This window comes from Nonomuraea insulae, assembly GCF_042656245.1.
Genome location: NZ_JBHSPA010000015.1, coordinates 52,502 through 76,514, shown reverse-complemented (window position 1 = coordinate 76,514; position 24,013 = coordinate 52,502). Strand labels below are relative to the sequence as shown.

The following is a 24,013-nucleotide window of genomic DNA, read 5'->3' as shown; positions in this document are numbered from 1 at the left end:
CGCGCCACAACCGCCGCGGCGCGCCGGACACCACCGGGCTCTAGCCATGCAGCAGCGCCCCCAGGCGGGGCGCGTACGTGGCGTGGAAGACCAGCGAGGCCGCGCCGATCGCCGCGGCGTCGTCCGGGTGGGGCGAGGTCTCCACCCTGACCGCGTGCAGCCGCCTGGCCAGCGGCCTGTCCGACACGGCCCGCGCGATCACCTCCCGGTAGATCTCCCCGACCTCCCTCAGCGCGGGCCCGCCGAGCACGAACAGGTCGATGTCCAGCATGTTCACCACGCTCACCGCCGCGTCGGCCAGCCGCTCCGCCACCCGCTCGATCACCCGCCGCGCCTCGGGCTCCCCCGCCGCGGCCGCCGCGCAGATGGCGGCGTGGTCCAGGCGGCCCCCCATGGCCGCCTCGATGGCGCTCGGGCAGCACACGGCCTCCACGCAGCCCCGGTTGCCGCAGTAGCACTCGGGCCCGTCGGGCTCGACCATGATGTGCCCGAACTCGGCCGCGTTCAGCGAGCTGCCCCGATAGACCTGGTTGTCCAGGAAGAGCCCGCCGCCGATCCCGGTGCCGAGGTAGATGTAGGCGAAGCCGGCCGCGGACCGGGCGATCCCGGCCCAGCGCTCGCCGATCGCCGCCGCCGTGGCGTCGTTGTCCACGGTCACAGGAAAGCGCGCGTACTCCCCCAGCAGCCCCTTGATCGGCACCCGGTCCCATCCGGGCAGCCGGGGCGGCGACACCATCACGCCCTCCGCGTCCAGCGGCCCCGGGCAGGCCAGGCCCATCCCGAGCACCTTGTCGTCCGGCACCCCCGCCTCCCGCAGGATCCGGCGGGCGGCCCTGGCCATCTGCCTGATCACCGCGTCGGGCCTGGCCCCCGGCCGCACGGGCAGATGCAGCCTGGCGACCGGCCGTCCCGCCAGGTCGGCCAGCACGCAGGAGACCTCCTGGGGGTCGAAGTGCACGCCCACCGCGTACCCGGCCGCTGGGTCGACCCGCAGGATGCGGCGCGGTTTGCCGCCGCTCGACGGCGCGGAGCCGTCCTCGACGACCAGGCCCTCCTCCAGCAGTCTGCGGACGATCACGGACACGGTCTGGGCCGTGAGCCCGGTCACGGCGGCGATCTGCACGCGGCTGATCCCGTCCGACGCCTGGATCGCCTCCAGGACCACGGCTCGGTTGTAGCTTCCGACCTTCGGCAGGTTCGTGCCCTGCTGCATGTGAGTAATGTCACCACAGAGTGTTGACTTAGTAAATCAAAAAGATTTACGTTCTCGGCAACCCAAGGAAACACAGGGAAGGCCCGTCACATGAAACGTAGCCTGGCCGGTTCCCTCCTGCTGTTGACAGCGCTGACAGCCACCGGCTGCGGCGGCGGTGCCTCGCAGGAATCCTCCGGAGCCAAAGAACTCGAGGTCCTCTACCGGGTCGACCAGACCTGGCCGCACATGGAGAAGATGCTCACCAGCACCAAGAAGCAGTACGAAGCCTCCCACCCCGGTGTCACGATCAAGCTGACCCCGGTCCAGGGCACCAACGAGTCGTACTACACCAAGCTGGCGCTGCTCAACCGCTCCCCCGACTCCGCGCCCGACGTCTACTTCCACGACACGTTCCAGGTCAACGCGGACGTCGCGGCGGGCAAGCTGGCCCCGCTCGACGACTACCTGGCCAAGTGGCCCGACTGGAGCACCCAGTTCCCCGACTCGGTCAAGCAGGCCGCCAAGGGCGGCGACGGCAAGATCTACGGCGTGCCGATCAGCACGGACACGCGCGGCCTCTGGTACCAGAAGGACGTCTTCGCCAAGGCCGGCCTCCCCGTCCCGTGGGAGCCGAAGACCTGGAACGACGTCCTCACCGCCGCCCGGACGATCAAGCAGAAGCTCCCAGGCGTGATCCCGTTCAGCATGTACTCCGCGAAGATCCACGGCGAGGCGTCGACCATGCAGGGCTTCGAGATGCTCCTGTACGGCACCCCCGGCGGCACCCTGTACGACGAGACGCAGCAGAAGTGGGTGGCCGGCGGCAAGAACTTCACCGACGCCCTGGCCTTCGTCAACACCGTCTACCGCGAGGAGCTGGGCCCCAAGCAGGCCGACGCGCACTACGCCAAGCTCGCCGACAAGGTCAACCTCGAGTGGTTCCCGGCCGGCAAGGTCGGCATCTCGCTCGACGGCGCGTGGACGTCGGGCGCCTGGAAGCCGACCAGCACCAAGCCGTGGCCGGAGTGGAAGGACAAAGCCGGCTGGACGGCCATGCCGACGCAGAACGGCGAGGAGCCCGGGGCGGTCAGCATGTCGGGCGGCTGGGTGATGGCGATGAGCTCCTACACCAAGCTCAAGCAGGAGGCGTTCGACTTCATCACGGTGGCCACGAACAAGGAGAACTCCCTGCTGTACGCGACGGGCTCGGGCGACCTGGCCCCCCGCAAGGACGTCGCGGCCGACCCGAAGTACACCGGCGACAACCCGAGCGTCAAGTTCTTCACCGATCTGGCCGCGGTGACCCACTACCGGCCGGCGTTCGAGGCGTACCCGAAGGTGTCGGCGCAGGTCCAGGAGGCCTTGGAGGCGGTCACGACGGGCTCCCAGACGCCTGAGGAGGCCACGGCGGCCTACGTCAAGGCGCTGCCGACGGCCGTCGGAGGCCCCGACAAGGTCCTGGCCCGGTGACGGTCGCCACCGCGCCGTCCCCGTCCGTGACGGGCTCGCCCTCCGGCGGCCCGTCACGGCGGCGGCGGAACCTGCGCCGGCTGCTGCCCCTGGCTCCGGCGCTGGTCCTGCTGGCGCTCTTCCTCGCGGGGCCCATCCTGTGGAGCGTCTACATCGCCTTCACCAACGAGACGCTGACCGGCTCGGCCTCGGTGAACTCGCAGTTCATCGGCTTCGCCAACTTCGTCAGGCTGTTCGGCGACCCGAACTTCATCAACTCCTTCCTGCTCACGTTCGTCTTCGTGATCGGCTCGGCCGTCATCGGCCAGAACACCCTGGGCCTGATCATCGCCCTGCTCCAGCGGGGGCGCGGCAGGGTGACGCGCAGCGTGGTCAACGGCGTGGTCATCGCCGCCTGGGTGATGCCCGAGGTCGTGGCGGCGGCCTGCTGGTTCTCGTTCCTGGCCGAGGACGGGACGCTCAACACGGTGTTCGGCATCTCGCAGGAGTGGCTCTACACGGCCCCGATGGTCGCGGTCATCCTGGCCAACATCTGGCGCGGCACGGCGTTCTCGATGCTGGTGTACTCGGCCGCCCTGTCGGAGGTCCCCAGCGACCTGGTGGAGGCGGCCGCGGTGGACGGGGCGGGCCCGGCCCGGCGGCTGCTGCACATCACGCTGCCGCTGATCCGCCGCTCGATCATGGCCAACCTCATGCTGATCACCCTGCAGACGCTGGCCAGCTTCGGCCTCATCTACGCCCTGACGGGCGGCGGCCCCGGCACGGCCAGCCAGACCACCCCGCTGTTCATGTACGAGCAGGCCTTCCGCTACTTCGAGATCGGCTACGGCTCGGCCATCGCCCTGGTCATGCTGGTGGTCGGCGCCGCGTTCTCGCTGGTCTACCTGCGTCTGAACAAGGTGGAGGACGCATGACCAAGCTTGCCGGGGCCATGGGGCCGACGAAGGAGGTCTCATGACCAGAGTCGCCGCCAGGGGCGCGGCCTCACTCGCCCTCGTCGTCATCGCGCTGGCCTTCGTGGGCCCGTTCCTCTGGGTCGTCATCGCCTCGATCCAGCCGGAGGCCACGCTGGCCGCCACGCCCACGCTCACCTTCTCCCTGGACAACTTCAAGGCGGTGCTGACCTGGGAGACGATCATCCTGCCGCTGCTCAACTCGATCGTCATCTCGGGGTCCACGGCGATCCTGACGGTCCTGGTGGCGGGCCTGGCGGCGTATCCGCTGTCGCGCTACCAGCTCCGCTACCGCCGCCACTTCATGCTGACCCTGCTGTTCACCACCGGCCTGCCGGTGACGGCGATCCTCGTCCCGGTCTACTCGATGTTCTTCCGGTTCAACCTGTACGGCTCGGTGGCGGCGATGGTGTTGTTCCTGACCGCCAGCTCGCTGCCGTTCTCTATCTGGATGATGAAGAACTTCATGGACGGCGTGCCGATAAGCCTGGAGGAGGCCGCCTGGGTGGACGGCGCGGGCTGGGTGCAGTCCCTGCGGGCCGTGGTGGCGCCGTTGATGGCGCCGGGGATCGCGGTGGTGGCGATCTTCGTGTTCGTCGGGCAGTGGGGCAACTTCTTCGCGCCGTTCGTGCTGCTGGACACGACGGAGAAGCAGCCGGCCGCCGTGACCGTCTACACCTTCTTCTCGCAGTACGGGCAGGTGGCCTACGGGCAGCTGGCCGCCTTCTCCATCCTCTACACGGCCCCGGCGGTGGTGCTCTACGTGGCGGTCAACAAGTATCTGGCCGGGTCGTTCAACTTCGCCGGCTCCGTCAAAGGCTGATCCGTCAGAGGCTCATCGGTCAGAGGCTCATCGGTCAGAGGCTGAGCCGGGCGTGCAGCGCCTCGGCGAAGGCGGCCGGGCTGCGCAGGTAGCCGACGTAGTCGCCGGGCAGCTCCACGGCCGGCCTGCCGAGCAACTCGGCGACGGCGAGCGTGGCGCGGTGCATGAGCTTGCCCGTGCTCTCCGTGCCGTAGGCCAGCACGAGGGGGGCCGCGCGCAGCGCCTCGGCGTCGGGCACGTACACGCTGAACGGGCCCATCTCGTAGCGCAGGCTCATCTCCATGTTGGCCGTCATCCTGATCAGCATGTCGCGTACCCACTGCGGCAGGCCCGGGTCGGGCTCGGGCGGCGCGGTCACGCCGGTCTCCTCGCCGACCATGCGGATCGCCGCTTCCGGGCCCTCGCGCTCGCACAGCTCCATCGACTCCCGCACCAGCCGCCGCCAGTATTCGGCGTCTGGCAGCAGGTCGAAGGCGGGAGGCTCGTGCGCCACCAGCCGCCGCACCCGCTCGGGGTGGCGGGCCAGCAGGTCGAGGGCGATCAGCGAGCCCGAGTGGGTGGCGAACACGTGGCCGGGCTCCGCGCCGGCCGCCTCCAGCAGGCGCAGCGCGTCGTCGGCGTGCTCCGCGATCCGCTGCTCCGCGGGCGGCCCTTCCAGGGGGCTGCGGCTGGCGCCGCGCCGGTCGTAGGTGATCACCGTGTAGCGGCCGGCCAGGGCTTCGGCCATGGGCGCGGCCATCGCCGCGTCCGTGCCGCCGCCGAGGATCACCAGCAGCACCGGGCCCGCGCCGCGCACCTCGTAGTGCAGCCGCGCGCCGGGAACGTCGAGCATTCCAGTGTCCATGGTCCGCTCACTGTAGAGCGCCGTGCCCGGCCCGCCAATGCCTTGCCCGCGCGGCGATCGGCGGGCCGGAGAGAATCCCCTGGGGCGGTCACCACATGCCGGGCGGGCAGGCGGGCAGGCCCCAGGGGATCCCCGCTCATGCGCAGGTGTAGCCCGAGGGCGTCTGCGTGCCACCGTTCGGGCGGCTGCCCTGGAAGCCGAAGCTGGTGCTGCCGCCCCCCGCCAGGGTGCCGTTGTAGCCGGCGTTCCTGGCCGTGACGCTCTGCCCGCTGACGGTCACGGCGGCGTTCCACGAGCCGGTCAGCGTGTGGCCGGCCGGCAGGGTGAAGGTGACGGTCCAGCCGGTGATGGCGGAGGTGCCGCTGTTGGTGACGGTCACGGGCTGGACGACGTACCCGCTGTTCCACTGGGTCTGCACGGTCGCCGCGGCGGTGCAGCCGCCACCGCCGCCGGGGCCCGCGACGGTCGTGAACGTGACCGGTGGCGAGTTGGCCGACAGGTTCCCCGCCCCGTCGCGCGCCCGCACGTACACCTGGTACTGCGTGCTCGGGGACAGCCCGGTCAGGTTGATCGAGTTGGTCGTGCTCTGCCCGAGCTGCGGGTCCGTCGTCCCCTGCTCACGGTAGACGTTGTACCCTGCCAGGCCGCTGCCGCCGCTGTCGGTCGAGGCGGTCCACGTCAGCGAGGCGGAGTCGGAGGTGAGGTTGCCGGCCGCCGGGGTGCCCGGCGTGGTCGGCGGGGTGGGGTCGGTGGTGGTGCCGCCCGCCAGCGCGTCGTGCACGGCGGTGTAGGAGGGCTTGCGCTGGTAGCTCTCGTCGTAGATCAACGCGGCGCCCTGGCCGGCGAAGGTGTCCGGCACCCAGGAGTACTTGTCGGTGAAGCCCCAGATCGTCACCCCGGCGCACGCGGCGACGGCGTTGCAGGCGTTGACGACGTTGCGGTAGTAGGTGGCCTGGGTGGCGTCCTTGCTGGAGTCTCTGGGCATCTGCATGCGCACGTCCAGCTCGGTGACCCGTACCTGGACGCCGAGGTCGGCGAAGCGCTGCATGTTCTGCTGGATGTCGTTCGGGAAGCCGTACTGGATGGCGAGGTGACCCTGGAAGCCCACGCAGTCCACCGGCACGCCCTGCTGGCGCAGCGAGGAGACCAGGTTGTACATCGCGGTGCTCTTGGCGTTGACGCCCTCGACGTTGTAGTCGTTGATGCACAGCCGGGCGTCGGAGTCGGCGGCGCGGGCGGCGCGGAAGGCGTCGGCGATGAAGCTCTGGCCGAGCGTGTTGTACCAGAACGACGTACGCATGCCGCCGTTGTCGTCGAACACCTCGTTCACCACGTCCCACGAGACCACGGTCGCGTTGCCGGCGTAGCGGCCGACGACCTGGCTGATGTGGTGGCTGCGGCGTGGGTGCCGCAACGGCGCCGATGCCTCCGCCGAGACGGCGGGCAGCAGGAAGGTGACGAGCATCCCCACCGACGCGAGGACTCTGAGGAGCGAGGACGAATGCACGGGGCATCTACCTCCGAAAGTTTCGACCTGAGCACAGCCGCATCGCCGACGTTATTGACATGCGAGACAGTGGTCAACCAAGACCTCAATACGCCGCGAAAGCAGCAGCTGGACGCCAGAAACTATCGACAAAGTAATGAAACTTTCATCGCGAATGAGCCGTCTAGCGCGACGTACCTACCGGTCGGTACTGTGAATTATCCGGAATAATCGTCCACTGCGGGAGTTCTGCGTATGTCTCTTTCGCACGCCCAGGTCCAGGCCCAGCTCACCGGCCCCGGCCAGTTGTTCGAGGTCGAGGAGATCGGCGACACCGGCGTACGCACATGGAAGCACGCCCCGGCCCACTTCCGCGCGCTCCTGGAGATGAGCAGATTCCACGGCGAGAAGGTCTTCCTGGTGTACGAGGACGAGCACCTGACCTTCGAGGAGCACTTCCGCCGCGCCGCCACCCTCGCCAACCGCCTGGTCGAGGAATATGGCGTGGCCAAGGGCGACCGGGTGGCCGTGGCCATGCGCAACTACCCGGACTGGGCGGTCGCCTTCTCGGCCACGCTGGCGGCGGGAGCCATCGCCGTACCGCTGAACGCCTGGTGGACCGAGCCGGAGCTGGCCTACGGCGTGCGTGACTCCGGTGCCAAGGTGCTGATCGCGGACGGTGAGCGCGCGGTCAGGCTGGCTCCGACGGGCGTGCCGCTGATCGTCACCAGGGGCGAGGTCCCGGCGGGGGCGCGGGCGTTCGAGGAGGTGCTGGGCGAGGTCGTCGCCGACGTGAAACTCCCCGACGTCGAGCTGTCCCCCGACGACCCGGCCACGATCTTCTACACCTCGGGCACCACCGGCAGCCCCAAGGGCGCCCTGGGCAGCCACCGCAACCTGGGCCAGTCCCCCATGACGGTCGCCTACGGTCTCATGCGCGCCACCGCCCTGGCCGGAAAGGACCTCGCGGCGGCGGCCGGGACCCGCAGGGTCACGCTCCTGACCGTCCCGCTCTTCCACGTCACCGGCTGCTTCTCGGCCCTGACCACCACGATGTTCAGCGGCGGCGGCCTGGTGCTGATGTACAAGTGGGACCCCGAGCAGGCCCTGCGCCTGATCGAGCGCGAGCGGGTCAGCGCGATGATCGGCGTGCCGACCAACGCCTGGCAGCTCATGTCCCACGCGGACTTCGGCAAGTACGACCTGTCCTCCCTGACCACGCTCGGCTACGGCGGCGCCCCCGCCCCGCCCAAGCTGCTGGAGCGCATCACCGAGAACCTGCCCAACCGCGCCCCCTCCAACGGCTACGGCATGACCGAGACCACGGCCCTGGCCATCGGCAACGGCGGCGCCGACTACCACGCCAGGCCCGACAGCATCGGCCTGCCCGCGGCCGTGGTGGACGTGCGCGTGGTGGACCCCGCGGGCACGGAACTGCCCCACGGCGAGGTCGGCGAGCTGTGCGTACGCGGCCCGAACGTCATCCTCGGCTACTGGAACAAGCCGGAGGCGACCGCGCAGACGTTCGTCGGTGGCTGGCTGCACACCGGGGACCTGGCCAAGATCGACGACGAGGGCTTCGTCTACATCGTGGACCGGGCCAAGGACATGGTCATCAGGGGCGGCGAGAACGTCTACTGCGCCGAGGTCGAGGCGGCCCTGTTCGAGCACCCGGCGGTGGACGACGCCGCGGTGATCGGCGTGCCGCACGACGAGCTGGGCGAGGAGGTCGGCGCGGTGATCCGGGTGGCCCCCGGCACGTCGGTCACCACCGAGGACCTGCGGGCCTTCCTGGCGGACCGGCTCGCCAAGTTCAAGATCCCGGCGCACGTCTGGTTCCGCGACGGCGAACTGCCCCGCAACCCCGGCGGCAAGATCCTCAAGACGCACCTGCGCCGGGAGATCCTGGGCAACTGACCTGCGGCCTCACCTTCGCGGCTCACCAGGGCCGGCGCTGTGACGGCTCGTCACCCAGGAGGAGATCGGCCACGCGCGGAATCCCGCCGTGGCCGGTGCTCCTCCCGGCCCTGACAGGCGCCGGCAAGGTGACGGCGCCTCGCCCCTATGTGACGGCCATCACAACCATGTGCGTTTCCCCTGGTGGACGGCCAGATCGCCGTTCCCTCTTACCTGGCGCGTAATCGCGGACCCTACCCCCGGCCTGACATCTTTCAGGTGTTCGCACCGAGGCCAACTCAAGGGGAGCCGACATGACCGCCCTGACCGTCACCACCGACCGGACGAAGTTCCTGCGCATCTCGCTGGCCGCCGACGCCGTCGTCACCGGCGGCAACGGGCTGGTCTACCTGGCCTTCGCCGGCCCCGTGGGCACCCTGCTGGGTCCCGGCACGGGCCTGCTGCGCGGCATCGGCGTCTTCCTGCTCGTGTACGGCGTCGCCGTCGGTTTCCTGGCGAGCCGCCGCCCGATCAGCCGGGCCGCCACCAAGGCCGTGATCGCCCTGAACATCATCTGGACCCTGGGCAGCGTCGCCGCCGTCGTCACCGGCGCGGCGGGCTTCACCACGATCGGCGCGATCTGGGCCATCGCCCAGGCCCTCGTGGTGGCCGTCTTCGCCGAACTCCAGATCACCGGCCTGCGCAAGACCCTCTGACACCCCTCGAACCCTGAGATCCCATAGGAGAGACCGAACCATGAGCAACCTCATCGACCGCTACGTCGCCTGCTGGAACCAGACCGACCCCGAGATCCGCGCCAAGGCCGTGGCCGAGCTGTGGACCGAGGACGCCACCTACACCGACCCGCTCGCGGAGGTGGCCGGCCACGCCGGGATCGCCGCGGTGATCGAGGGCGCGCAGGGCATGTTCCCCGGCCTGGTCTTCACCCCCGGCGAGGTGTACGACGCCCACCACGACATCGCCCGCTTCACCTGGCACCTGGGCCCGGAGGGCGGGGAGCCGGTCGCGATCGGGTTCGACGTGGCCGAACTGGCCCCGGACGGCAGGATCCGCAGGGTCCTCGGCTTCCTGGACAAGGTCCCGGCGGCCTGAGCCACCACGACGCGGCGGCGCCGGCGTGCGCGTGGCAGCCGAAAGCGGCCCCCGGAACACACTTCCGGGGGCCGCTTTCCCCTTGCGGAAATGATTTGCCCCCACCACGGCATTCAACGGACAATCTTCCTTTGTGCTCCCTCGCCTTCTTCGCCACCTCTCGCTGGACCTGAGCCCGCTGCGCGACTCGCGCGACTACCGGCTGCTGTTCGGGTCGGGGGTCATCACGATGTTCGGCACGTTGATCTCCATGGTCGCGGTGCCGTACCAGATGAAGGAGCTGACCGGCTCCTACGTGGCGGTCGGTCTGGTGAGCCTGGCGGAGTTCGTGCCGATGGTGGTGTGCGGCCTGTGGGGCGGGGCCATCGCCGACGCGCTCGACCGCCGCAAGATCATCGTACTGAGCGAGCTGGGCCTGCTGGTCACCTCCGCGGCCCTCATGATCAACGCGATGCTCCCCGACCCCCAGATCTGGGTCCTGTACGTGATGGGCGCCATCTCCACGGGCATCGGCTCCCTGCAACGCCCGAGCCTGGAAGCCGTGATCCAGCAGGTCGTCAGGCACGAGCAGCAGAGCGCGGCGGCGGTGCTGTCGAGCCTGCGCTGGAACTTCGGCGCCATCGTGGCCCCCGCCCTGGGCGGCCTGATGCTGACAGCGTGGGGCACGGCCTCCGCCTACGCCCTCGACACCCTGACCTTCGTCCTGTCCCTGGTCCTCCTCTGGCGCGTCAGGTCGATCCCGCCCGCCGAGGACGCCGCCCCCGCGTCGCTGAAGTCGCTGGTCGAGGGCGTGCGCTACGCGATCGGCCGCAAGGACCTGATGGGCACGTACCTGGTGGACATCGCCGCGATGCTCTTCGCGATGGCGACGGCGCTGTACCCGTTCCTGGCCGACGAGCTGCGGGCGCCGGAGGCGCTCGGACTGTTCTACTCGGCCGCCGCCGTGGGCGCCCTGATCGCCTCGGTCACCGGCCGCTGGACGGCGCGCGTCCACCGCCACGGCCTCGGCGTGATCGTCGCGGCCGTCTTCTGGGGCGTGGCGGTGGCGCTGACCGGCCTGGCCCCGAACGTCTTTCTGGTCTTCGTCTGCATCGCCCTCGCCGGCGCCGCCGACATGATCAGCGGCATCTTCCGCTTGACGATGTGGAACCAGACGATCCCGCCCGAGCTGCGGGGCCGCCTGGCCGGCATCGAACTGCTCTCCTACGCCAGCGGCCCCATGCTCGGCAACACCCGCGCCAGCCTGATGGCCAACTTCGGCGGCACCCGCTTCTCCCTCTCCGGAGGCGGCGTGTTGTGCGTGGCCGCCGTCATGGCGCTGGCCGCCCTCCTGCCCCGCTTCCGTCAGTACGACGCCAGAACGGACGAGCACGCCTTGGCGGAAAAGGCCCGCAGGCAGACAGAGGCGGAGGCCACGGCGTGATTCACCCCCGGTCCTCCGCCTCGGCGAACACCGTGAGCGACTACGCGTCGGAGTAGACCCTGCTCACGTAATCGCCCACCCACTCCCCGATCCCCTCGAACCCGCTCTCGGCGACAAGCCGCTCCCGCAGCGCCGATGTTCGCACCCGACGAACACCTCAGCCCGCCTCACGCCACCCGCCGTACCGCTCGACCAGCTCATCCACCTGCGGATACGCCCCCTCGTCCAGCCCTTCGACGACGACGAGCCACTGGGCGTCCTCGGCGTCGTCCTCCCCGGCCAGCGTCTCCCGCACGACCCGCGGCGCCCCCAGCGCGGGAAACCACTCCCCCAGCGTCTCGGCGACCTCCTCGGCGTCATCCCTCTCGCCGAACACGAGCAGTTGCCTCATGGACCGTCCTTCTCAACTCCGCGTCCGTGTCTTGACGTTTACCAGGCGTGAGCACAATAGATTGGTAGCGTTACACCATGACTGCCGAAGCGGTGATCGAAGAGATGACGCCTCCCTCGCTTCCCGACTGGGTCTTCCCGCCACCTCAGGGCTTCGTCGCCGAGGATCTCGATCACCTTCCGGATTTGCCTGCGCACACAGAGTTGATTGATGGAAGCTTGGTCTTCGTGAGCCCCCAGCGACGCTTCCATCAACAGGTCATTCACCGGTTGCACATGGCACTCGAGGAATTGGTGCCGGCAGATCATGAAGTGCTCTCGAACATGACCGTCAAACTAGGTCCGCGGCAGCGCCCAGAACCTGACCTCATCGTCGTGGGTCCCCATGCGCCCACAGGTCCCGATGTCACCTGTTTCGAAGCCGAAGACGTCGTCCTCGCCGTCGAAGTGGTCTCACGTGAGTCCGAACTGCGGGACAGAGAGCGCAAGCCCGTCCTCTATGCCCAGGCAGGGATCCCTCATTTCTGGCGTATCGAAGAGCTCAGCGGCGGCCAAGCCGTGATCTTCGTCTTCGAACTCGATCCGGCCACGAAGGCTTACGCGAGCGCCGGCGTCCATCAGGACCAGATGAAGCTCTCGGTCCCGTTCGACATTCACCTCGACCTCACCACGCTTTACACCACACGCAGGCGCTGAAGGGCCGGCACGGCGCCCGCCGCACCGGCCCCCGGCAACCGCTCACCCGCGGAGCTGAGCACCCACCCGGTCAGCGGCCATCGCCACAGCCGCGTCCCGCGCCGCCGTGGTCTCCTCGACCGTCAGGGTCCGATCCGCAGCCCGGAAGCGCATCGAGTAAGCGAGTGACTTGTTCCCCTCGCCCACCTGCTCCCCGGCGTACACATCGAACAACCGGATCGACTCCAGCAGCTCCCCGGCCCCATCGCGCAACGCGACCTCCACATCGGCCACCGGCGTGAAGTCGGGCACGATGAGCGCGACGTCCTGCGTGGCCACCGGATAGGCCGACACCATCGGCGTCTCGACCGGACCGGGCATGACCGCCTCCAGCCGCGACAACTCCAGCTCCATCGCCACCGTCCGCGCCGGCAGCCCGTAGGCCTCGATCACCCGCGGATGCAGCTCCCCGGCATGCCCGACCAGCGTGTCACCCACGTAGAGAGCGGCGCACCGGCCGGGGTGCCAGGGCTCGTGCTGGTCGGCGCTGATGGACAGCTCCACCCGCGCCTCGCCCGCCACCAGCCGGGCGGCCTGCACGGCGTCGGCCCACGAGGCGGCGCGCGCGCCACCCCACCAGCCGGACCGCTCGAACTCCCCGGCCAGCACCACCGCGACCCGCATCGGCTGGTCGGGCAGCGCCGCCTCGATGGAGGCCAGTTCCTCGGCCGTCGGCCGCCGCTCGACGCCGAGCACCGGCGCCGCCTTGGGGGCACCCTCGCGTGGCCGGTAGACCGGCCCCGTCTCGAACAGCGCCACGTCCGCGAAGCCGCGCCCGACGTTGCGCACGAGGGTCTTGAGCAGCCCCGGCAGCAGCGTCGTACGCATCAGCGGCTCGTCTTCCGACAGCGGGTTGGCCAGCCGAGCGGCACGGCGGCGCGCGTCCTCGGGCGGCAGCAGCAGCCGGTCGAAGTCGTCGGCGCTGATGAACGGGTAGCTGAGCACCTCGACGTGACCGCCCTCGGCCAGCGCCCGGCCGACCCGCCTGCGCAGCCGCTGCCCCTCGGTGAGCCCGGCGCCGGCCGGGGCGGAGGGCAGCACCGACGGCAGGCTCTCGTAGCCCTCCAGCCGGATGACCTCCTCGGCCAGGTCGTTGGGGTCGGTGAGGTCGGGCCGCCACGACGGCGGCGTCACCGTGATCATGTCGCCGGTCATCGCCAGCTTGGCCGCCAGCGCGCCGCCCGTCACGACCCCGGTCGGGGCCACGCCGCCCTTGCGCACGGCCGGGTCGGCGCCGTCGGTCACGACGCAGCCGACCTGCTCCAGCCGCGCGACCACGGTGTCCTTCGAGTAGGGCACGCCGGCCACCCGGCCCGGGTAACCCGACGGGATCGCGATGCGCGCGGGCGACACCTCGGCCTCGGCGTGCGTGACCCCGGGCTGAACGCTCGCGCCGCCCAGCTCGGCCAGCATCCGCACGGCCCGCCACGAGGCGACGAGCGGCAGCTCCCGGTCCACGCCGCGCTCGAACCGCTTGGACGCCTCCGACACCAGCCCGTGCCTGCGCGACTCGCGTGACATGCCGGTCGCGGAGAAGTGGGCGGCCTCGATGACGATGTCGGTGGAGGCGTCGGAGATCTCGGTCTCCAGGCCGCCCATCGTGCCGGCCATCGAGATCGGCCCCGACTGGTCGGTGATGAGGATGTCGTCGGGGTCGAGGTCGCGGACGACGTGGTCGAGGGTTTCGAGCCGCTCGCCGGGCTCGGCCCTGCGCACGACGATCTCGCCGGTCAGCTTGGCCCGGTCGAACGCGTGCAGCGGCTGCCCCAGCTCCAGCATCAGGTAGTTGGTGACGTCCACGGCCAGGGACACGGGCCGCATGCCGGCGCGCGCGAGGCGTACCCGCATCCAGAGCGGCGTCTCGGCGGACGGGTCGAAGCCGTGCGCCTCGCGCAGCACGAACCGGTCGCACGCCGTCGGGTCGGCGATGGAGGCCGGCCACGACGGACCGCTCACGGCGGGCAGCTCGACGTCGGCGGGGTCGCGGAAGGCCACCCCGAACGCCGTGGCCGCCTCGCGCGCCACACCCCTGATCGACAGCGCGTAGCCGATGTCCGGCGTGATCTCCAGCTCGATCACGTCGTCACGCAGCCCGAGCAGCTCGACCACGTCGGTGCCGATGGGCGTGCCCGGGGGCAGCACCATGATGCCGTTGTGGTCGTCGCCCAGCCCGAGCTCACGCTCGGAGCAGATCATGCCTTCCGACATGCGCCCGTACGTCTTGCGCGCCCCCACCTCGAACCCGCCGGGCAGCACGCCGCCGGGCAGGACGACGGGCACCCGGTCGCCGACGGCGAAGTTCGTGGCGCCGCAGACGATCTCGCGCGACGTCGCCTCCCCCACCTCGACCCTGCAGTGCCTGATCGGCTTCTTGAAGCCGGTCAGCTCCTCGATCTCGAGGACCTCGCCGACGACGACGTTCTTGACGTCGTGGCCGTGCGAGGCGATCGACTCGAGCTTGAGCCCGGCCGCGGTCAGCTTGTCGGCCACCTCGTGGGCGGTGACCGCCGGGAGATCGACATACTCCCGCAGCCAGGAGAGCGGGACCCTCATCAGATCTCCATTCCGAACGGGAGCGTGAAGCGCACGTCACCCTCGACCATGTCACGCATGTCCTCGGCGTTGTGGCGGAACATCAGCGTGCGCTCGATGCCCATGCCGAACGCGAACCCGGAGTAGCGCGAGGGGTCCACGCCGCACGCGATGAGCACGCGCGGGTTGACCATGCCGCAGCCGCCCCACTCGATCCAGCCCTCCGACTTGCAGGTGCGGCAGGGCGGGTTGCCGGGGACCGCGGAGGCGCCGCGGCAGACGAAGCACTTGAGGTCCATCTCGGCGGACGGCTCGGTGAACGGGAAGTAGTTGGGCCGGAACCGCGTCGTGATCCCCTTGCCGAACATCACCTCCGCGAACCGGTCGAGCGTGCCCTTGAGGTGGGCCATCGTCAGGCCCTCATCCACGGCCAGGCCCTCGGTCTGGTGGAAGACCGGGGTGTGGGTGGCGTCGAGCTCGTCGGTGCGGAACGTCTTGCCCGGCGAGATCACGTAGACCGGCAGCTCGCGCTGGAGCAGCGCGCGGATCTGCACCGGCGAGGTCTGCGTGCGCAGGACCATGCCGGACTCGGTGGAGTCGACGAAGAACGTGTCGTGCTCGGAGCGGGCCGGGTGGTCCTTGGCGATGTTGAGGGCGTCGAAGTTGAACCACTCGCCTTCGAGCTCGGGTCCCTCGGCCACTTCGTAGCCCATCGCGACGAACGCGTCGGCGATGCGCTCCTGCAGCGTGGTCAGCGGGTGGCGGGCGCCGCGCGGCCGCCGGTCCCAGGGCAGGGTGACGTCGACGGTCTCCTCGACGAGCACCCGGGCGTCGCGTTCGGCCTCCAGCTCGGACTGGCGGGCGGCCAGCGCCTCGTTGATCGTCTTGCGGGCGCCGCCGACGCGTTTGCCTGCCTCGGCGCGGGCGGCCGGCGGCAGGGCGCCGATCTCGCGGTTGGCCAGGGCGATGGGCGAGCGGTCACCCGCGTGCGCCAGCCTGGCCTGCTTGAGTGCGTCGAGATCGCCGGCCGTCTTGATCGCCGCGATGGCGTCGGCCTCCATGCGGGACACCTCGTCGGCATGCAACGGTGTCACCTCGACGGGGTCGTAGTCAGACAAGAGTGAGCTCCGTATCCAGGGCTTGAGCGGAATGAGTCTAGTGGGACCCGCCCACCGGGCCCGAATTCCGCGTCAGACGGCGGCGAAGTCGGGCGTGCCGGCGGGCATGGTAAATCGGAACTCAGCCCCGCCTTCGGGCGCCCGCTGCACGATGATCGTGCCACCGTGCGCCTCGACCAGGCCCTTCACGATGAACAGGCCGAGGCCGGTGCCGCCGCGGCGGCGGCTGTTCCCGCCCCGCCAGAACTGCCTGAAGACGCGCGGAGCCAGCTCGGGCTCGATGCCCTCGCCCTCGTCGCGCACCGACACGGCAACTCCCCATCCGACGGACTCGATCTCAATGGTCACGGTGCCGCGCCCGTGGCGCACCGCGTTTTCCACCAGATTACCCAGGATCTGGTCGATCTTGTCCTGGTCGAGCCACATCTCCGGCAGGTCGTCGCCCACGATCAGGCGGTAACGATCCTCTGCCTCGCCGGCCGCCACCCGGCCCGCGATGAGCCGGCGCGCCCTGACGGACAGGTCGACGACCTGGCGGCGCACCTCCAGCCGCCCGGACTCGATGCGCGAGACGTCGAGCAGCTCGGTGATGAGCCTGGTCACGCGGTCGGCGTCGTTGTTGACGGTCTCCAGCATGACGCGCTTCTGCTCGTCGGTGAAGCGCGTCCATTTGGCCAGCAGCGTCGCGGTGAACCCCTTGACGCTGGTCAGCGGCGAGCGCAGCTCGTGGGCCACGGTGGAGACCAGGTCGGCGCGGCTGCGCTCCAGCCGGGCGCGGGCGCCGCCGTCACGCAGGGTGATCGCGACGCGCTCGACCTCGCCGCCGCGCTCCGGCTCGCGTACGAGCCTGGCCGCGACGTAGAGCTCCTGCCCGCCCGGCAGGTGCAGCGGCCGCTCGGGAACCCTGCTCCGGTTGCGCAGCCCGCCCTCGGGATCGAGCGCCTTCCACCAGTCGCGCCCGTCATGATCGCGGAAGGGGTAGACGTCGGTCATGTGCCGGCCGACCGAGCGCTCCATCGGGATGCCGGTAAGCCGCGCGGCGGCCCGGTTGACGGCCACCACACACCCATATCGGTCGGTCACGATAAGACCGTCAGGGAGATCGTCGATGGCTATCGTGCACGCGGCGGCCACCACTCGCCCGTCGGTGTCTGCGCCGTGCACGACCTTGCCTCCTCCGCCTACAACGCCGACAATAGCGGGTTTCCAACCGCCTAGGACACTCGCTGCGCCCTAGCCGAGGAGTAAAGGCATACCGCCGCCGCGGAGGCCAGGTTCAGACTTTCAGCCTGTCCGTAGATGGGCACTCTGACCACATCGTCCGCCTCGGCGAGTATCTCCTCAGGCAGTCCCCAGGCCTCGTTGCCGAAGATCCACGCGGTCGGTCCCGAGAGATCCACGTCGTCGAGCGTGTGCTTGCCCGCGCCGTCAGCCGCCAGCACGCGCAGGCCCCGCTCCCTTAGTTGACGCACGGCGGCGCCCACCGGTGCACCGATGGTGACGGGCAGATGAAACAGGCTGCCCGCGCTCGCGCGTACACACTTGCCGTTGTACGGGTCCACGGACGCGTCGGTGAGCACCACCGCGTCGGCCCCTGCGGCGTCGGCCGCCCGCATGACGGTCCCGGCGTTGCCCGGGTCGCGCACCTGCGCCAGCAGCGCTACCAGCCGCGGCTGCCCGGTCAGGGCCTCCTCCAGCGGTACGTGCACCAGCCGGCAGACGGCCACCAGCCCCTGCGGCGTCACTGTCTGCGACAGCTCCGACATGACCTCGCCGCTGGCGCGGTGCAGGGGCACGCCCTTGAGCGTGGCCTCGGTGATGAGCTCGGGGTGGCGCAGCTCGGCCTCGGCGGTGCTGAACAGCTCCAGCGTCACGCCGTCGAGCTTGAGCGCCTCGCGTACGGCCTGTGGCCCTTCCGCCAGGAACTTCCTGTCCTGCTCACGGAAGGCCCGCTTGGTGAGCCGTCTGGCGGCCTTCACCCGCGGCGACCGTACGTTGGTCAGCTCGGACCCGCCCATCCCCTACCCCCGATCAGGCGAACAGCAAAGGGCCCACCGTCATCGGTGGGCCCTGCGAGGCAAATGCTTCAGCTCGCGGCCGGAGCGTTCACGTTCGCCGGAAGCGCCTTCTTGGCGGCCTCGACGAGCGTGGCGAAGGTCTGACTGTCGTTCACCGCGAGGTCGGCGAGGATCTTGCGGTCGACCTCGATGTTGGCCAGACGCAGACCCTGGATCAGGCGGTTGTAGGTCATGCCGTTCTGCCTGGCGGCGGCATTGATGCGCTGAATCCACAGACGACGGAAGTTGCCCTTGCGGTCCTTACGGTCCCGGTAGGCGTACGTCATCGAGTGGAGCATCTGCTCCTTGGCCTTGCGGTACAGACGCGACCGCTGGCCACGGTAACCGCTCGCCCTGTCGAGGACGACCTTGCGCTTCTTCTTGGCGTTGAGCGCCCGCTTCACGCGTGCCATGATTCTTCTCCCCGGGGGTTCGCGCTACTTCGCGAGCAGTTTCTTGATCTTCTTGGAGTCGGCGTCGGAAAGGACGACCTCGTTCTTGAGACGGCGCGTCAGCGTGGACGACTTCCACTCGTTGTAGTGCGCGCGGTTCGCACGGCGACGCTTGATCTTGCCGGTGCCGGTGATCCGGAACCGCTTTTTCGCACCGCTGTGCGTCTTCATCTTCGGCATGTCGCCGTCTCTCCTCGTTTCGGTCGTGCCGGTGGCCGGGCCGGTGCTGGCCGACCCGGTCGCGGCGTCTGCGTCTGGCGGTGGCTGCTGGGGTGTTTGTAAGGCTAACCCCAACTGCGGGTCACTCTTCCGGTAGGGAAGGCTCCTCGCCGCCACGCTGTGCCTTGGCTGCGGCCTTTTCGGCCTTTGCCTCGGCTTTCTTCTTGTGCGGACCGATCACCATGATCATGTTACGGCCGTCCTGCTTGGCGTGGGACTCCACGAAGCCGAGCTCCTGGACGTCGTCCGCCAGCCGCTGCAGCAGCCGGAAGCCGAGCTCCGGCCGGGACTGCTCACGTCCGCGGAACATGATCGTGACTTTGACCTTGTCCCCCGCCTTGAGGAACCGCACCACGTGACCCTTCTTGGTCTCGTAGTCGTGCGGGTCGATCTTCGGCCGGAGCTTGATCTCCTTGATGATCGTGTGCGCCTGATTCTTGCGCGCTTCGCGCGCCTTCATCGCGGACTCGTACTTGAACTTGCCGTAGTCCATGAGCTTGCACACGGGCGGTCGAGCCGTGGCCGCGACCTCGACCAGGTCGAGGTCGGCCTCCTGGGCGAGCTTCAGCGCGTCATGTATGGAGACGATGCCGACCTGCTCGCCGTTCGGGCCCACGAGGCGAACCTCGGGAACTCGGATACGCTCGTTGATGCGGGGCTCAGTGCTGATGGGGCCTCCTAGGTTTGCGATCCCTACGTGCTCGTCGTGCCAAGGGCCTCTCGCAGACGCGAAAAACCCCGCACGTCGCGCATGCGGGGCCACTGAGCTGCGTGGCTTCGTGGCCTCGAGCTCCCCGGAGTAGTCCGGCGTGATCCTGGACCCGGCCGCCTTTCGGCGACTCAGGTGGGAGGGAGACCTCCGCTTGCGCGTCCAGCAAGGCATGCCGGACCGATCAGAGAGCTACATTACCACAACCACGGATCCTGCTCGAATCTTCCCCACCGGCCACGCAGCTTGTACTAGAATTCTGTCCAGACTAGTCAGAAATGGGGTTCCATGACTGCAATTCAGGCAGAAGACAGCAAATGGCAGCTACAGGATGCCAAACAGCACTTCAGCGAGGTCGTCAGAAAGGCTCACGACGAGGGGCCACAGGTGATCACCCGCCATGGGAAGGACGTGGCGGTTCTCATCGACATGGAGGAATACCGCCAGTTCACGGGCAAGCAACCGGACTTCAAGGAGTTCCTGCTCAGCGCGCCTGACTGGTCCGACGACCTAGATCTCGAGCGCGACAAGAGCCTCCCTCGAGAAGTGGACCTCGGCTGGTGAGCGTCGGCTACATCCTCGACACCAACGTCATCTCCGAGGTGCGCAAGCCACGCGGCAACGCTCAGGTGAAGGAGTGGGTGAGCGCCGCCCCCGGGCCGACGCTCTACCTCAGCGTCATGTCCGTCGGCGAGATCCGCAGCGGGGTCGAGCAGCGCAGAAAGACCGATTCCCAGCAGGCCCTGGTGCTCGAAAGGTGGCTTGCCCGCCTCCTTCAGTCCTTCCAGGACCGGGTGATCCCGATCACTGAGGAAATCGCCCAAGAATGGGGACGCATGCGATGCCTGCGTCCACTCCCCACCTCGGACGCCTTGATCGCCGCCACGGCCAAGGTTCATGGTTGGAGCGTGGTCACCCGCAATGTAAAGGACTTCGCGGACACCGGCGTGACCGTGATCAACCCGTTCGATTGGCCGACCGGCTGAGGATCTCGGCCTCTCCGGCCGCGCGCATGGCCTCGACCGGCACCCCCTCAACGCCGGTCATCAGCCGCACCTGCCGCACCGCCTGGTGCAGCAGCATCTCGAACCCCCCGATCACGGTGCCGCCCGCGGCCAGGACCGCCGCCGCCGCGTGAGTCGGCCAGGGCGCGTAGACCACGTCGAAGAGCGCGGGCACCCGCGCCAGCCGGTCCGCGAAAACGTCGGCGGCCCCGCTCGGCAGCGTGGAGACCACCAGGTCCACCCGCGTGAGCGCGTCGAGTTTGTCGAACGTCTCCACCGCCAGCGCCACGCCCAGCCGCTCGGCCACCTCCGCCGTCTCCCCCGCCCGCGCCGGATCGCGCACGAGCAGCGTGGCGGAGAACAGGCCCAGGTTGCGCAGCGCCGCCAGCGTGGAGGCCGCCGTGGCCCCGCCGCCCAGCACGATCGCCGAGCGCGGCGCGGGCACCCCGGCCTCGGCCAGCGCCTGCTCGATGCCGTAGACGTCGGTGTTGTCGCCGTGGCGACGCCCGTCGCGGAACACCACGGTGTTGGCCCCGCCGACCTCGACGGCCAGCTCGGAGACCGTGTCGAGCAGCGGCAGCACGGCCCGTTTGAGCGGCATCGTGAGCGACAGCCCCGCCCAGGCGTCCTCACCGGCGCCGGCCTGCCCGCGTACGGGCGCCAGTCCGGCCAGGAGACCAGGCAGCCGCGCCTCGTCGCACTCGAACGCCTCGTAGCTCCACCTGTCGAGCCCCATCGCCTGATAGGCGGCCCTGTGCAGGTAGGGCGAGAGCGAATGGCCGATGGGCGACCCCATCACCGCAGCCCGCATCCCCCACTCCTTTCGAACGGGACGACCCTATCGCCCGTGGCCCGCCCGGACGTCCGGGACGGGCCGGGGCGGGCCGGGCGGGCCGTGGCGGGTCAGCCTCCGTTCGCCCGGAGCTTGGCCTCCAGCTGCTGGAACTCGGCGTCCGTGGTGGCGAACTCGGTGATGTTGCTCTTGGGGTTGGTGGCGACGAAGTAGAGCCAGCTGCCCTTGGCCGGGTTCAGCGCCGCCTCAATGGCGTGGTCACCGGGGTTGGTGATCGCGCCGGGCGGGAGCCCGTTGACGTAGTACGTGTTGTACGGGTGCTTGGTCTTCGTCTCGGCGAAGGTCGCCTTGGTGCGGAACTTGTTCAGCGCGTACATCGTCGTGCTGTCCATCTGCAGCTTCATCGGCGGCTTGCGGTCGAGCCGGTTGTAGATGACACGGGCGATCTTCGCCATGTCCTCCCGCCGGCCGGCCTCGGCCTGCACGATGCTGGCGATGACGACGATCTCGTGCGGCGTGTGGCCCAGGGACTTGGCGCCGCCTTCGAGGTCCATCTGGTCGGCCGTCTGGTTGAACCTCTTGACCATCGTCCCCAGCATCTCCTTGGGCGTGGTCTTGGGCTGGAACTCGTACGTGGCCGGGAAGGCGTACCCCTCGAGCTTGCCCTTCGCGTACGACGGCAGGTCGAGGTCCTCGGTGTCCTTGGCCGCGGCCGTGAACTCCTTGACCGGCTTGCCGGTCTCCTCGGCGAGCTTGGAGAGCGCGACGGACAGCCGCAGGCCCTCCTCAAGGGTCACCCTGGCGAGCAGCATGTTCTCCGGGACGAGCAGCGCGACCGCGCTGGCGGCCGACATCTTCTTGCGCATCTTGTACTCGCCGGGCTGCAGCGAGGCGCTCTTGTTCGCGTTCCCGACCGCGTTGGTGAACGCTCTGGCGCTGGCGACGACCCCCTGCCGCTCCAGCTCCTGGGCCACCTCCGACGCGCTCTGGCCCTGCTTGATCTCGATGACGACCTCGCCGGTGCCCTGACCGCTGTAGTCGTCGGGCACGAGCGCGTCGCTGAGCCAGAGGTAACCGTAATAACCGCCGCCGCCGATGATGCCCGCCAGGACGACGAACGCGAGCAGCGGCGCCACGAATCCACCCCGGTTGCGGCGGCGGCGCCGCCTGCGTCCACTGCGTTTGCCGGACGCCCGGGTGCGGCGCCGCGATGACCCTTCGTCATCCTCGGCGCCGAGCAGGGTGTTCAGATCGAGCTCGTTCATAGGTGCGCTGGCCAATCTCCCGGTACCGCCCGCCGGACGTCAAGCGGAACTGCCCAACCGGCTGGAGTAACCGAGCGAAACTGGGGGATCCGCCGGTCATGGTCGTACGACCGGCGGAGATCACTCTGGGTAGCCATGCTAGGGGACGGAAAGAGGACGCGTGCCCCGTTTTGGGGCTTTTGCGTGGGGACAGAGGGGGTCCCGTCGAACATCAGCTCGTCCCGAGGTTCTTGTTCAACTCTTCCCGGTATCTCACGAACTCGCTCTCTTTGTTAGTGAATTTGGTGATTCTATGCGCCGGATCCGTCGTTACAAACCAGTGCCAATCGCCTTCTGCTGGGTTGAGCGCCGCCATCAGCGCCTTCTCTCCAGGATTGGCGATGGGGCCTGGCGGCAGTCCTTTGTGGCGATAGGTGTTGTAAGGAGAGTTCACCTTCGTGTCACTCTCCGTGATCTTTAGTGTCCTACGGTTCTGCGCGTACAACACGGTGCTGTCGATCTCCAGCGGAGTGCCTTTCGCCAGACGGTTGTAGATCACTCTGGAGATCTTCGGGTAGTCCTCGTCGGTCCCGCCCTCGGCCTGGATCATGCTGGCCACCGTGACCACCTGCAGCGGGGACAGTTTCACCCGCGCCGCCTGCTCCTCCAGGCCCACCTGCCGGGCCGCGGCGCCGAACCGCTCGGCCATGGCCGCCAGCACGTCCACGGCCGTGTCGCCCGGCTCGATCTCGTACGTGGCGGGGAACAGGAAACCCTCCAGCTCCCGGGCGTACTCGGGCAGCCCGACGAGCGCCTTGTCCACCGTCCGCAGGGCGTCGAGCGGCAGCCCGGCCAGCTTGGACACCCGGGCGAGCACCTCGGGCACCCGCAGCCCCTCGGGCACGGTCACCCGCCGCACGACCCTGGAAGCCGGCCTGAGCAGCAGGTCGAGCGCCGCTCCCGCCGCCATGCCCTTGCGCAGCCGGTAGTGCCCAGGCCGCAGCCGGTCGCTCACCGCGCGGTCCTCCGTCACGTTCACGAACGACTGCGCGCTCGCCACCACCCCGGCCTCGGCCAGCGCCGAGCCGATCGCCTGCGCGCTGGAGCCGGGCACGATCCGCACGGTCACCGCGCCGCTGCCCGGCCCTTCGAAGTCGTCAGGGCTCAGGTACGGCTTGAGCACCGCGATCGCCCCGACCCCGACCGCCAGCACGCCGGCCAGCAGGCCCGCGGACAGCAGCCCCACCTTGCGCATGGCCCGCCGCTTCGGCGCGGGCAGCGGGATGACCTCCGCTTCTGGGGCCGCCTCCTTGGCCGCCGGCTCCGCCCGATCCGGGGGCTCCGGCTCCTCCTCCGCGTTCTCTCCCGAGCGGAACGGGATCACCTCGCCGCCGTCGCCCTCGTCCTCAGGCGTGCCGCTGTTCACAGGATCACCCCATCGGAGACGCACGCGCGCGGTTCCCGGCACCACGCCGGACGGCCACCCGCCGCGTACCGCGGCAGACCGAGACCGATCCTGCGCCACCCCCTCGCGGGACGAGCCCCCGTCGCTCGCCC

The 24,013-nt window shown here is 69.5% G+C and carries 24 protein-coding genes; 10 read left to right on the top strand and 14 right to left on the bottom strand.

The annotated features are described in order from the left end of the window. Positions 1–40 precede the first annotated feature (40 nt). Positions 41–1,213, bottom strand: coding sequence for an ROK family transcriptional regulator (locus ACFPZ3_RS11680; RefSeq protein ID WP_379514035.1), 1,173 nt, complete (start codon positions 1,211–1,213; stop codon positions 41–43). Positions 1,214–1,303: 90 nt separating this feature from the next. Between ACFPZ3_RS11680 and ACFPZ3_RS11675 the strand changes: the two genes are divergently transcribed. The 3 genes from ACFPZ3_RS11675 to ACFPZ3_RS11665 are packed head-to-tail and all read left to right on the top strand — an operon-like array spanning position 1,304 to position 4,441. Further along, complete coding sequence (locus tag ACFPZ3_RS11675; protein ID WP_379514034.1) at positions 1,304–2,665, top strand: extracellular solute-binding protein; 1,362 nt, start codon at positions 1,304–1,306, stop codon at positions 2,663–2,665. Then, positions 2,662–3,579 carry a carbohydrate ABC transporter permease gene (locus ACFPZ3_RS11670; RefSeq protein WP_379514033.1) on the top strand — a complete coding sequence of 306 codons (918 nt, stop codon included), beginning with the start codon at positions 2,662–2,664 and terminating at the stop codon, positions 3,577–3,579. The genes ACFPZ3_RS11675 and ACFPZ3_RS11670 overlap by 4 nt, the downstream gene beginning before the upstream one ends. Positions 3,580–3,619: 40 nt before the next feature. After that, positions 3,620–4,441 carry a carbohydrate ABC transporter permease gene (locus ACFPZ3_RS11665; protein WP_379514032.1) on the top strand — a complete coding sequence of 274 codons (822 nt, stop codon included), beginning with the start codon at positions 3,620–3,622 and terminating at the stop codon, positions 4,439–4,441. A 34-nt stretch (positions 4,442–4,475) separates the two neighbouring features. Here the strand turns inward: ACFPZ3_RS11665 and ACFPZ3_RS11660 are convergent, their stop codons facing one another. Beyond that, positions 4,476–5,285: an alpha/beta fold hydrolase gene (locus ACFPZ3_RS11660; protein WP_379514031.1), complete on the bottom strand. Its 810-nt coding sequence runs from the start codon at positions 5,283–5,285 to the stop codon at positions 4,476–4,478. A 136-nt stretch (positions 5,286–5,421) separates the two neighbouring features. Then, positions 5,422–6,792: an endo-1,4-beta-xylanase gene (locus tag ACFPZ3_RS11655; RefSeq protein WP_379514030.1), complete on the bottom strand. Its 1,371-nt coding sequence runs from the start codon at positions 6,790–6,792 to the stop codon at positions 5,422–5,424. Between the two features lie 234 nt (positions 6,793–7,026). On the opposite strand from ACFPZ3_RS11655, the gene ACFPZ3_RS11650 reads away from it, so the two are divergent. The 4 genes from ACFPZ3_RS11650 (at position 7,027) to ACFPZ3_RS11635 (ending at position 11,203) form a co-directional block, all read left to right on the top strand. Next, entirely contained in the window at positions 7,027–8,688 is a 1,662-nt protein-coding gene (locus tag ACFPZ3_RS11650) for a class I adenylate-forming enzyme family protein (protein ID WP_379514029.1), read from the top strand. A gap of 293 nt (positions 8,689–8,981) precedes the next feature. Then, complete coding sequence (locus ACFPZ3_RS11645) at positions 8,982–9,383, top strand: hypothetical protein (protein WP_379514028.1); 402 nt, start codon at positions 8,982–8,984, stop codon at positions 9,381–9,383. A 40-nt stretch (positions 9,384–9,423) separates the two neighbouring features. Further along, positions 9,424–9,780 (top strand): nuclear transport factor 2 family protein, encoded by a 357-nt coding sequence (locus ACFPZ3_RS11640; RefSeq protein WP_379514027.1) that lies wholly within the window; start codon positions 9,424–9,426, stop codon positions 9,778–9,780. 133 nt (positions 9,781–9,913) lie between these two features. After that, positions 9,914–11,203 (top strand): MFS transporter, encoded by a 1,290-nt coding sequence (locus ACFPZ3_RS11635; RefSeq protein WP_379514026.1) that lies wholly within the window; start codon positions 9,914–9,916, stop codon positions 11,201–11,203. A 157-nt stretch (positions 11,204–11,360) separates the two neighbouring features. Here the strand turns inward: ACFPZ3_RS11635 and ACFPZ3_RS11630 are convergent, their stop codons facing one another. After that, positions 11,361–11,594 carry a hypothetical protein gene (locus tag ACFPZ3_RS11630; protein WP_379514025.1) on the bottom strand — a complete coding sequence of 78 codons (234 nt, stop codon included), beginning with the start codon at positions 11,592–11,594 and terminating at the stop codon, positions 11,361–11,363. A gap of 77 nt (positions 11,595–11,671) precedes the next feature. Here ACFPZ3_RS11630 and ACFPZ3_RS11625 point away from each other — a divergent pair, with 77 nt between their 5' ends. Beyond that, on the top strand, positions 11,672–12,289 hold the full coding sequence (locus ACFPZ3_RS11625; protein WP_379514024.1) for a Uma2 family endonuclease: 618 nt from the start codon (positions 11,672–11,674) through the stop codon (positions 12,287–12,289). Positions 12,290–12,331: 42 nt separating this feature from the next. Here the strand turns inward: ACFPZ3_RS11625 and ACFPZ3_RS11620 are convergent, their stop codons facing one another. The 7 genes from ACFPZ3_RS11620 to infC all read right to left on the bottom strand — a co-directional run bounded on the left by ACFPZ3_RS11620 (position 12,332) and on the right by infC (position 19,358). After that, positions 12,332–14,881 (bottom strand): phenylalanine--tRNA ligase subunit beta, encoded by a 2,550-nt coding sequence (locus ACFPZ3_RS11620; RefSeq protein WP_379514023.1) that lies wholly within the window; start codon positions 14,879–14,881, stop codon positions 12,332–12,334. Beyond that, on the bottom strand, positions 14,881–15,921 hold the full coding sequence (pheS, locus tag ACFPZ3_RS11615) for a phenylalanine--tRNA ligase subunit alpha (protein WP_379514086.1): 1,041 nt from the start codon (positions 15,919–15,921) through the stop codon (positions 14,881–14,883). Before pheS ends, ACFPZ3_RS11620 begins: the two co-directional genes overlap by 1 nt. 129 nt (positions 15,922–16,050) lie before the next feature. Then, on the bottom strand, positions 16,051–17,142 hold the full coding sequence (locus ACFPZ3_RS11610; RefSeq protein ID WP_379514022.1) for a sensor histidine kinase: 1,092 nt from the start codon (positions 17,140–17,142) through the stop codon (positions 16,051–16,053). A gap of 50 nt (positions 17,143–17,192) precedes the next feature. Then, complete coding sequence (locus ACFPZ3_RS11605; RefSeq protein ID WP_379514021.1) at positions 17,193–17,996, bottom strand: TrmH family RNA methyltransferase; 804 nt, start codon at positions 17,994–17,996, stop codon at positions 17,193–17,195. 68 nt (positions 17,997–18,064) lie between these two features. Continuing rightward, on the bottom strand, positions 18,065–18,448 hold the full coding sequence (gene rplT, locus ACFPZ3_RS11600; RefSeq protein WP_103958466.1) for a 50S ribosomal protein L20: 384 nt from the start codon (positions 18,446–18,448) through the stop codon (positions 18,065–18,067). Positions 18,449–18,472: 24 nt separating this feature from the next. After that, positions 18,473–18,667 (bottom strand): 50S ribosomal protein L35, encoded by a 195-nt coding sequence (gene rpmI, locus ACFPZ3_RS11595; RefSeq protein ID WP_103958467.1) that lies wholly within the window; start codon positions 18,665–18,667, stop codon positions 18,473–18,475. A gap of 121 nt (positions 18,668–18,788) precedes the next feature. Then, positions 18,789–19,358: a translation initiation factor IF-3 gene (infC, locus tag ACFPZ3_RS11590; RefSeq protein WP_465263554.1), complete on the bottom strand. Its 570-nt coding sequence runs from the start codon at positions 19,356–19,358 to the stop codon at positions 18,789–18,791. Positions 19,359–19,703: 345 nt separating this feature from the next. Between infC and ACFPZ3_RS11585 the strand changes: the two genes are divergently transcribed. Both ACFPZ3_RS11585 and ACFPZ3_RS11580 read left to right on the top strand, forming a co-directional pair. After that, on the top strand, positions 19,704–19,979 hold the full coding sequence (locus ACFPZ3_RS11585; protein ID WP_379514020.1) for a type II toxin-antitoxin system Phd/YefM family antitoxin: 276 nt from the start codon (positions 19,704–19,706) through the stop codon (positions 19,977–19,979). Next, positions 19,976–20,401, top strand: coding sequence for a type II toxin-antitoxin system VapC family toxin (locus ACFPZ3_RS11580; protein ID WP_379514019.1), 426 nt, complete (start codon positions 19,976–19,978; stop codon positions 20,399–20,401). Before ACFPZ3_RS11585 ends, ACFPZ3_RS11580 begins: the two co-directional genes overlap by 4 nt. Here ACFPZ3_RS11580 and ACFPZ3_RS11575 read toward each other — a convergent pair. The 3 genes from ACFPZ3_RS11575 to mltG (ACFPZ3_RS11565) all read right to left on the bottom strand — a co-directional run bounded on the left by ACFPZ3_RS11575 (position 20,373) and on the right by mltG (ACFPZ3_RS11565) (position 23,882). After that, on the bottom strand, positions 20,373–21,230 hold the full coding sequence (locus ACFPZ3_RS11575; RefSeq protein WP_379514018.1) for a shikimate dehydrogenase: 858 nt from the start codon (positions 21,228–21,230) through the stop codon (positions 20,373–20,375). The two genes, ACFPZ3_RS11580 and ACFPZ3_RS11575, sit on opposite strands and share 29 nt — an antisense overlap. Before the next feature lie 92 nt (positions 21,231–21,322). Beyond that, a complete protein-coding gene (gene mltG, locus ACFPZ3_RS11570; protein WP_379514017.1) occupies positions 21,323–22,477 on the bottom strand; it encodes an endolytic transglycosylase MltG in 1,155 nt (384 codons plus the stop codon). A 211-nt stretch (positions 22,478–22,688) separates the two neighbouring features. Then, positions 22,689–23,882: an endolytic transglycosylase MltG gene (mltG, locus tag ACFPZ3_RS11565; RefSeq protein ID WP_379514016.1), complete on the bottom strand. Its 1,194-nt coding sequence runs from the start codon at positions 23,880–23,882 to the stop codon at positions 22,689–22,691. Positions 23,883–24,013: the final 131 nt, after the last annotated feature.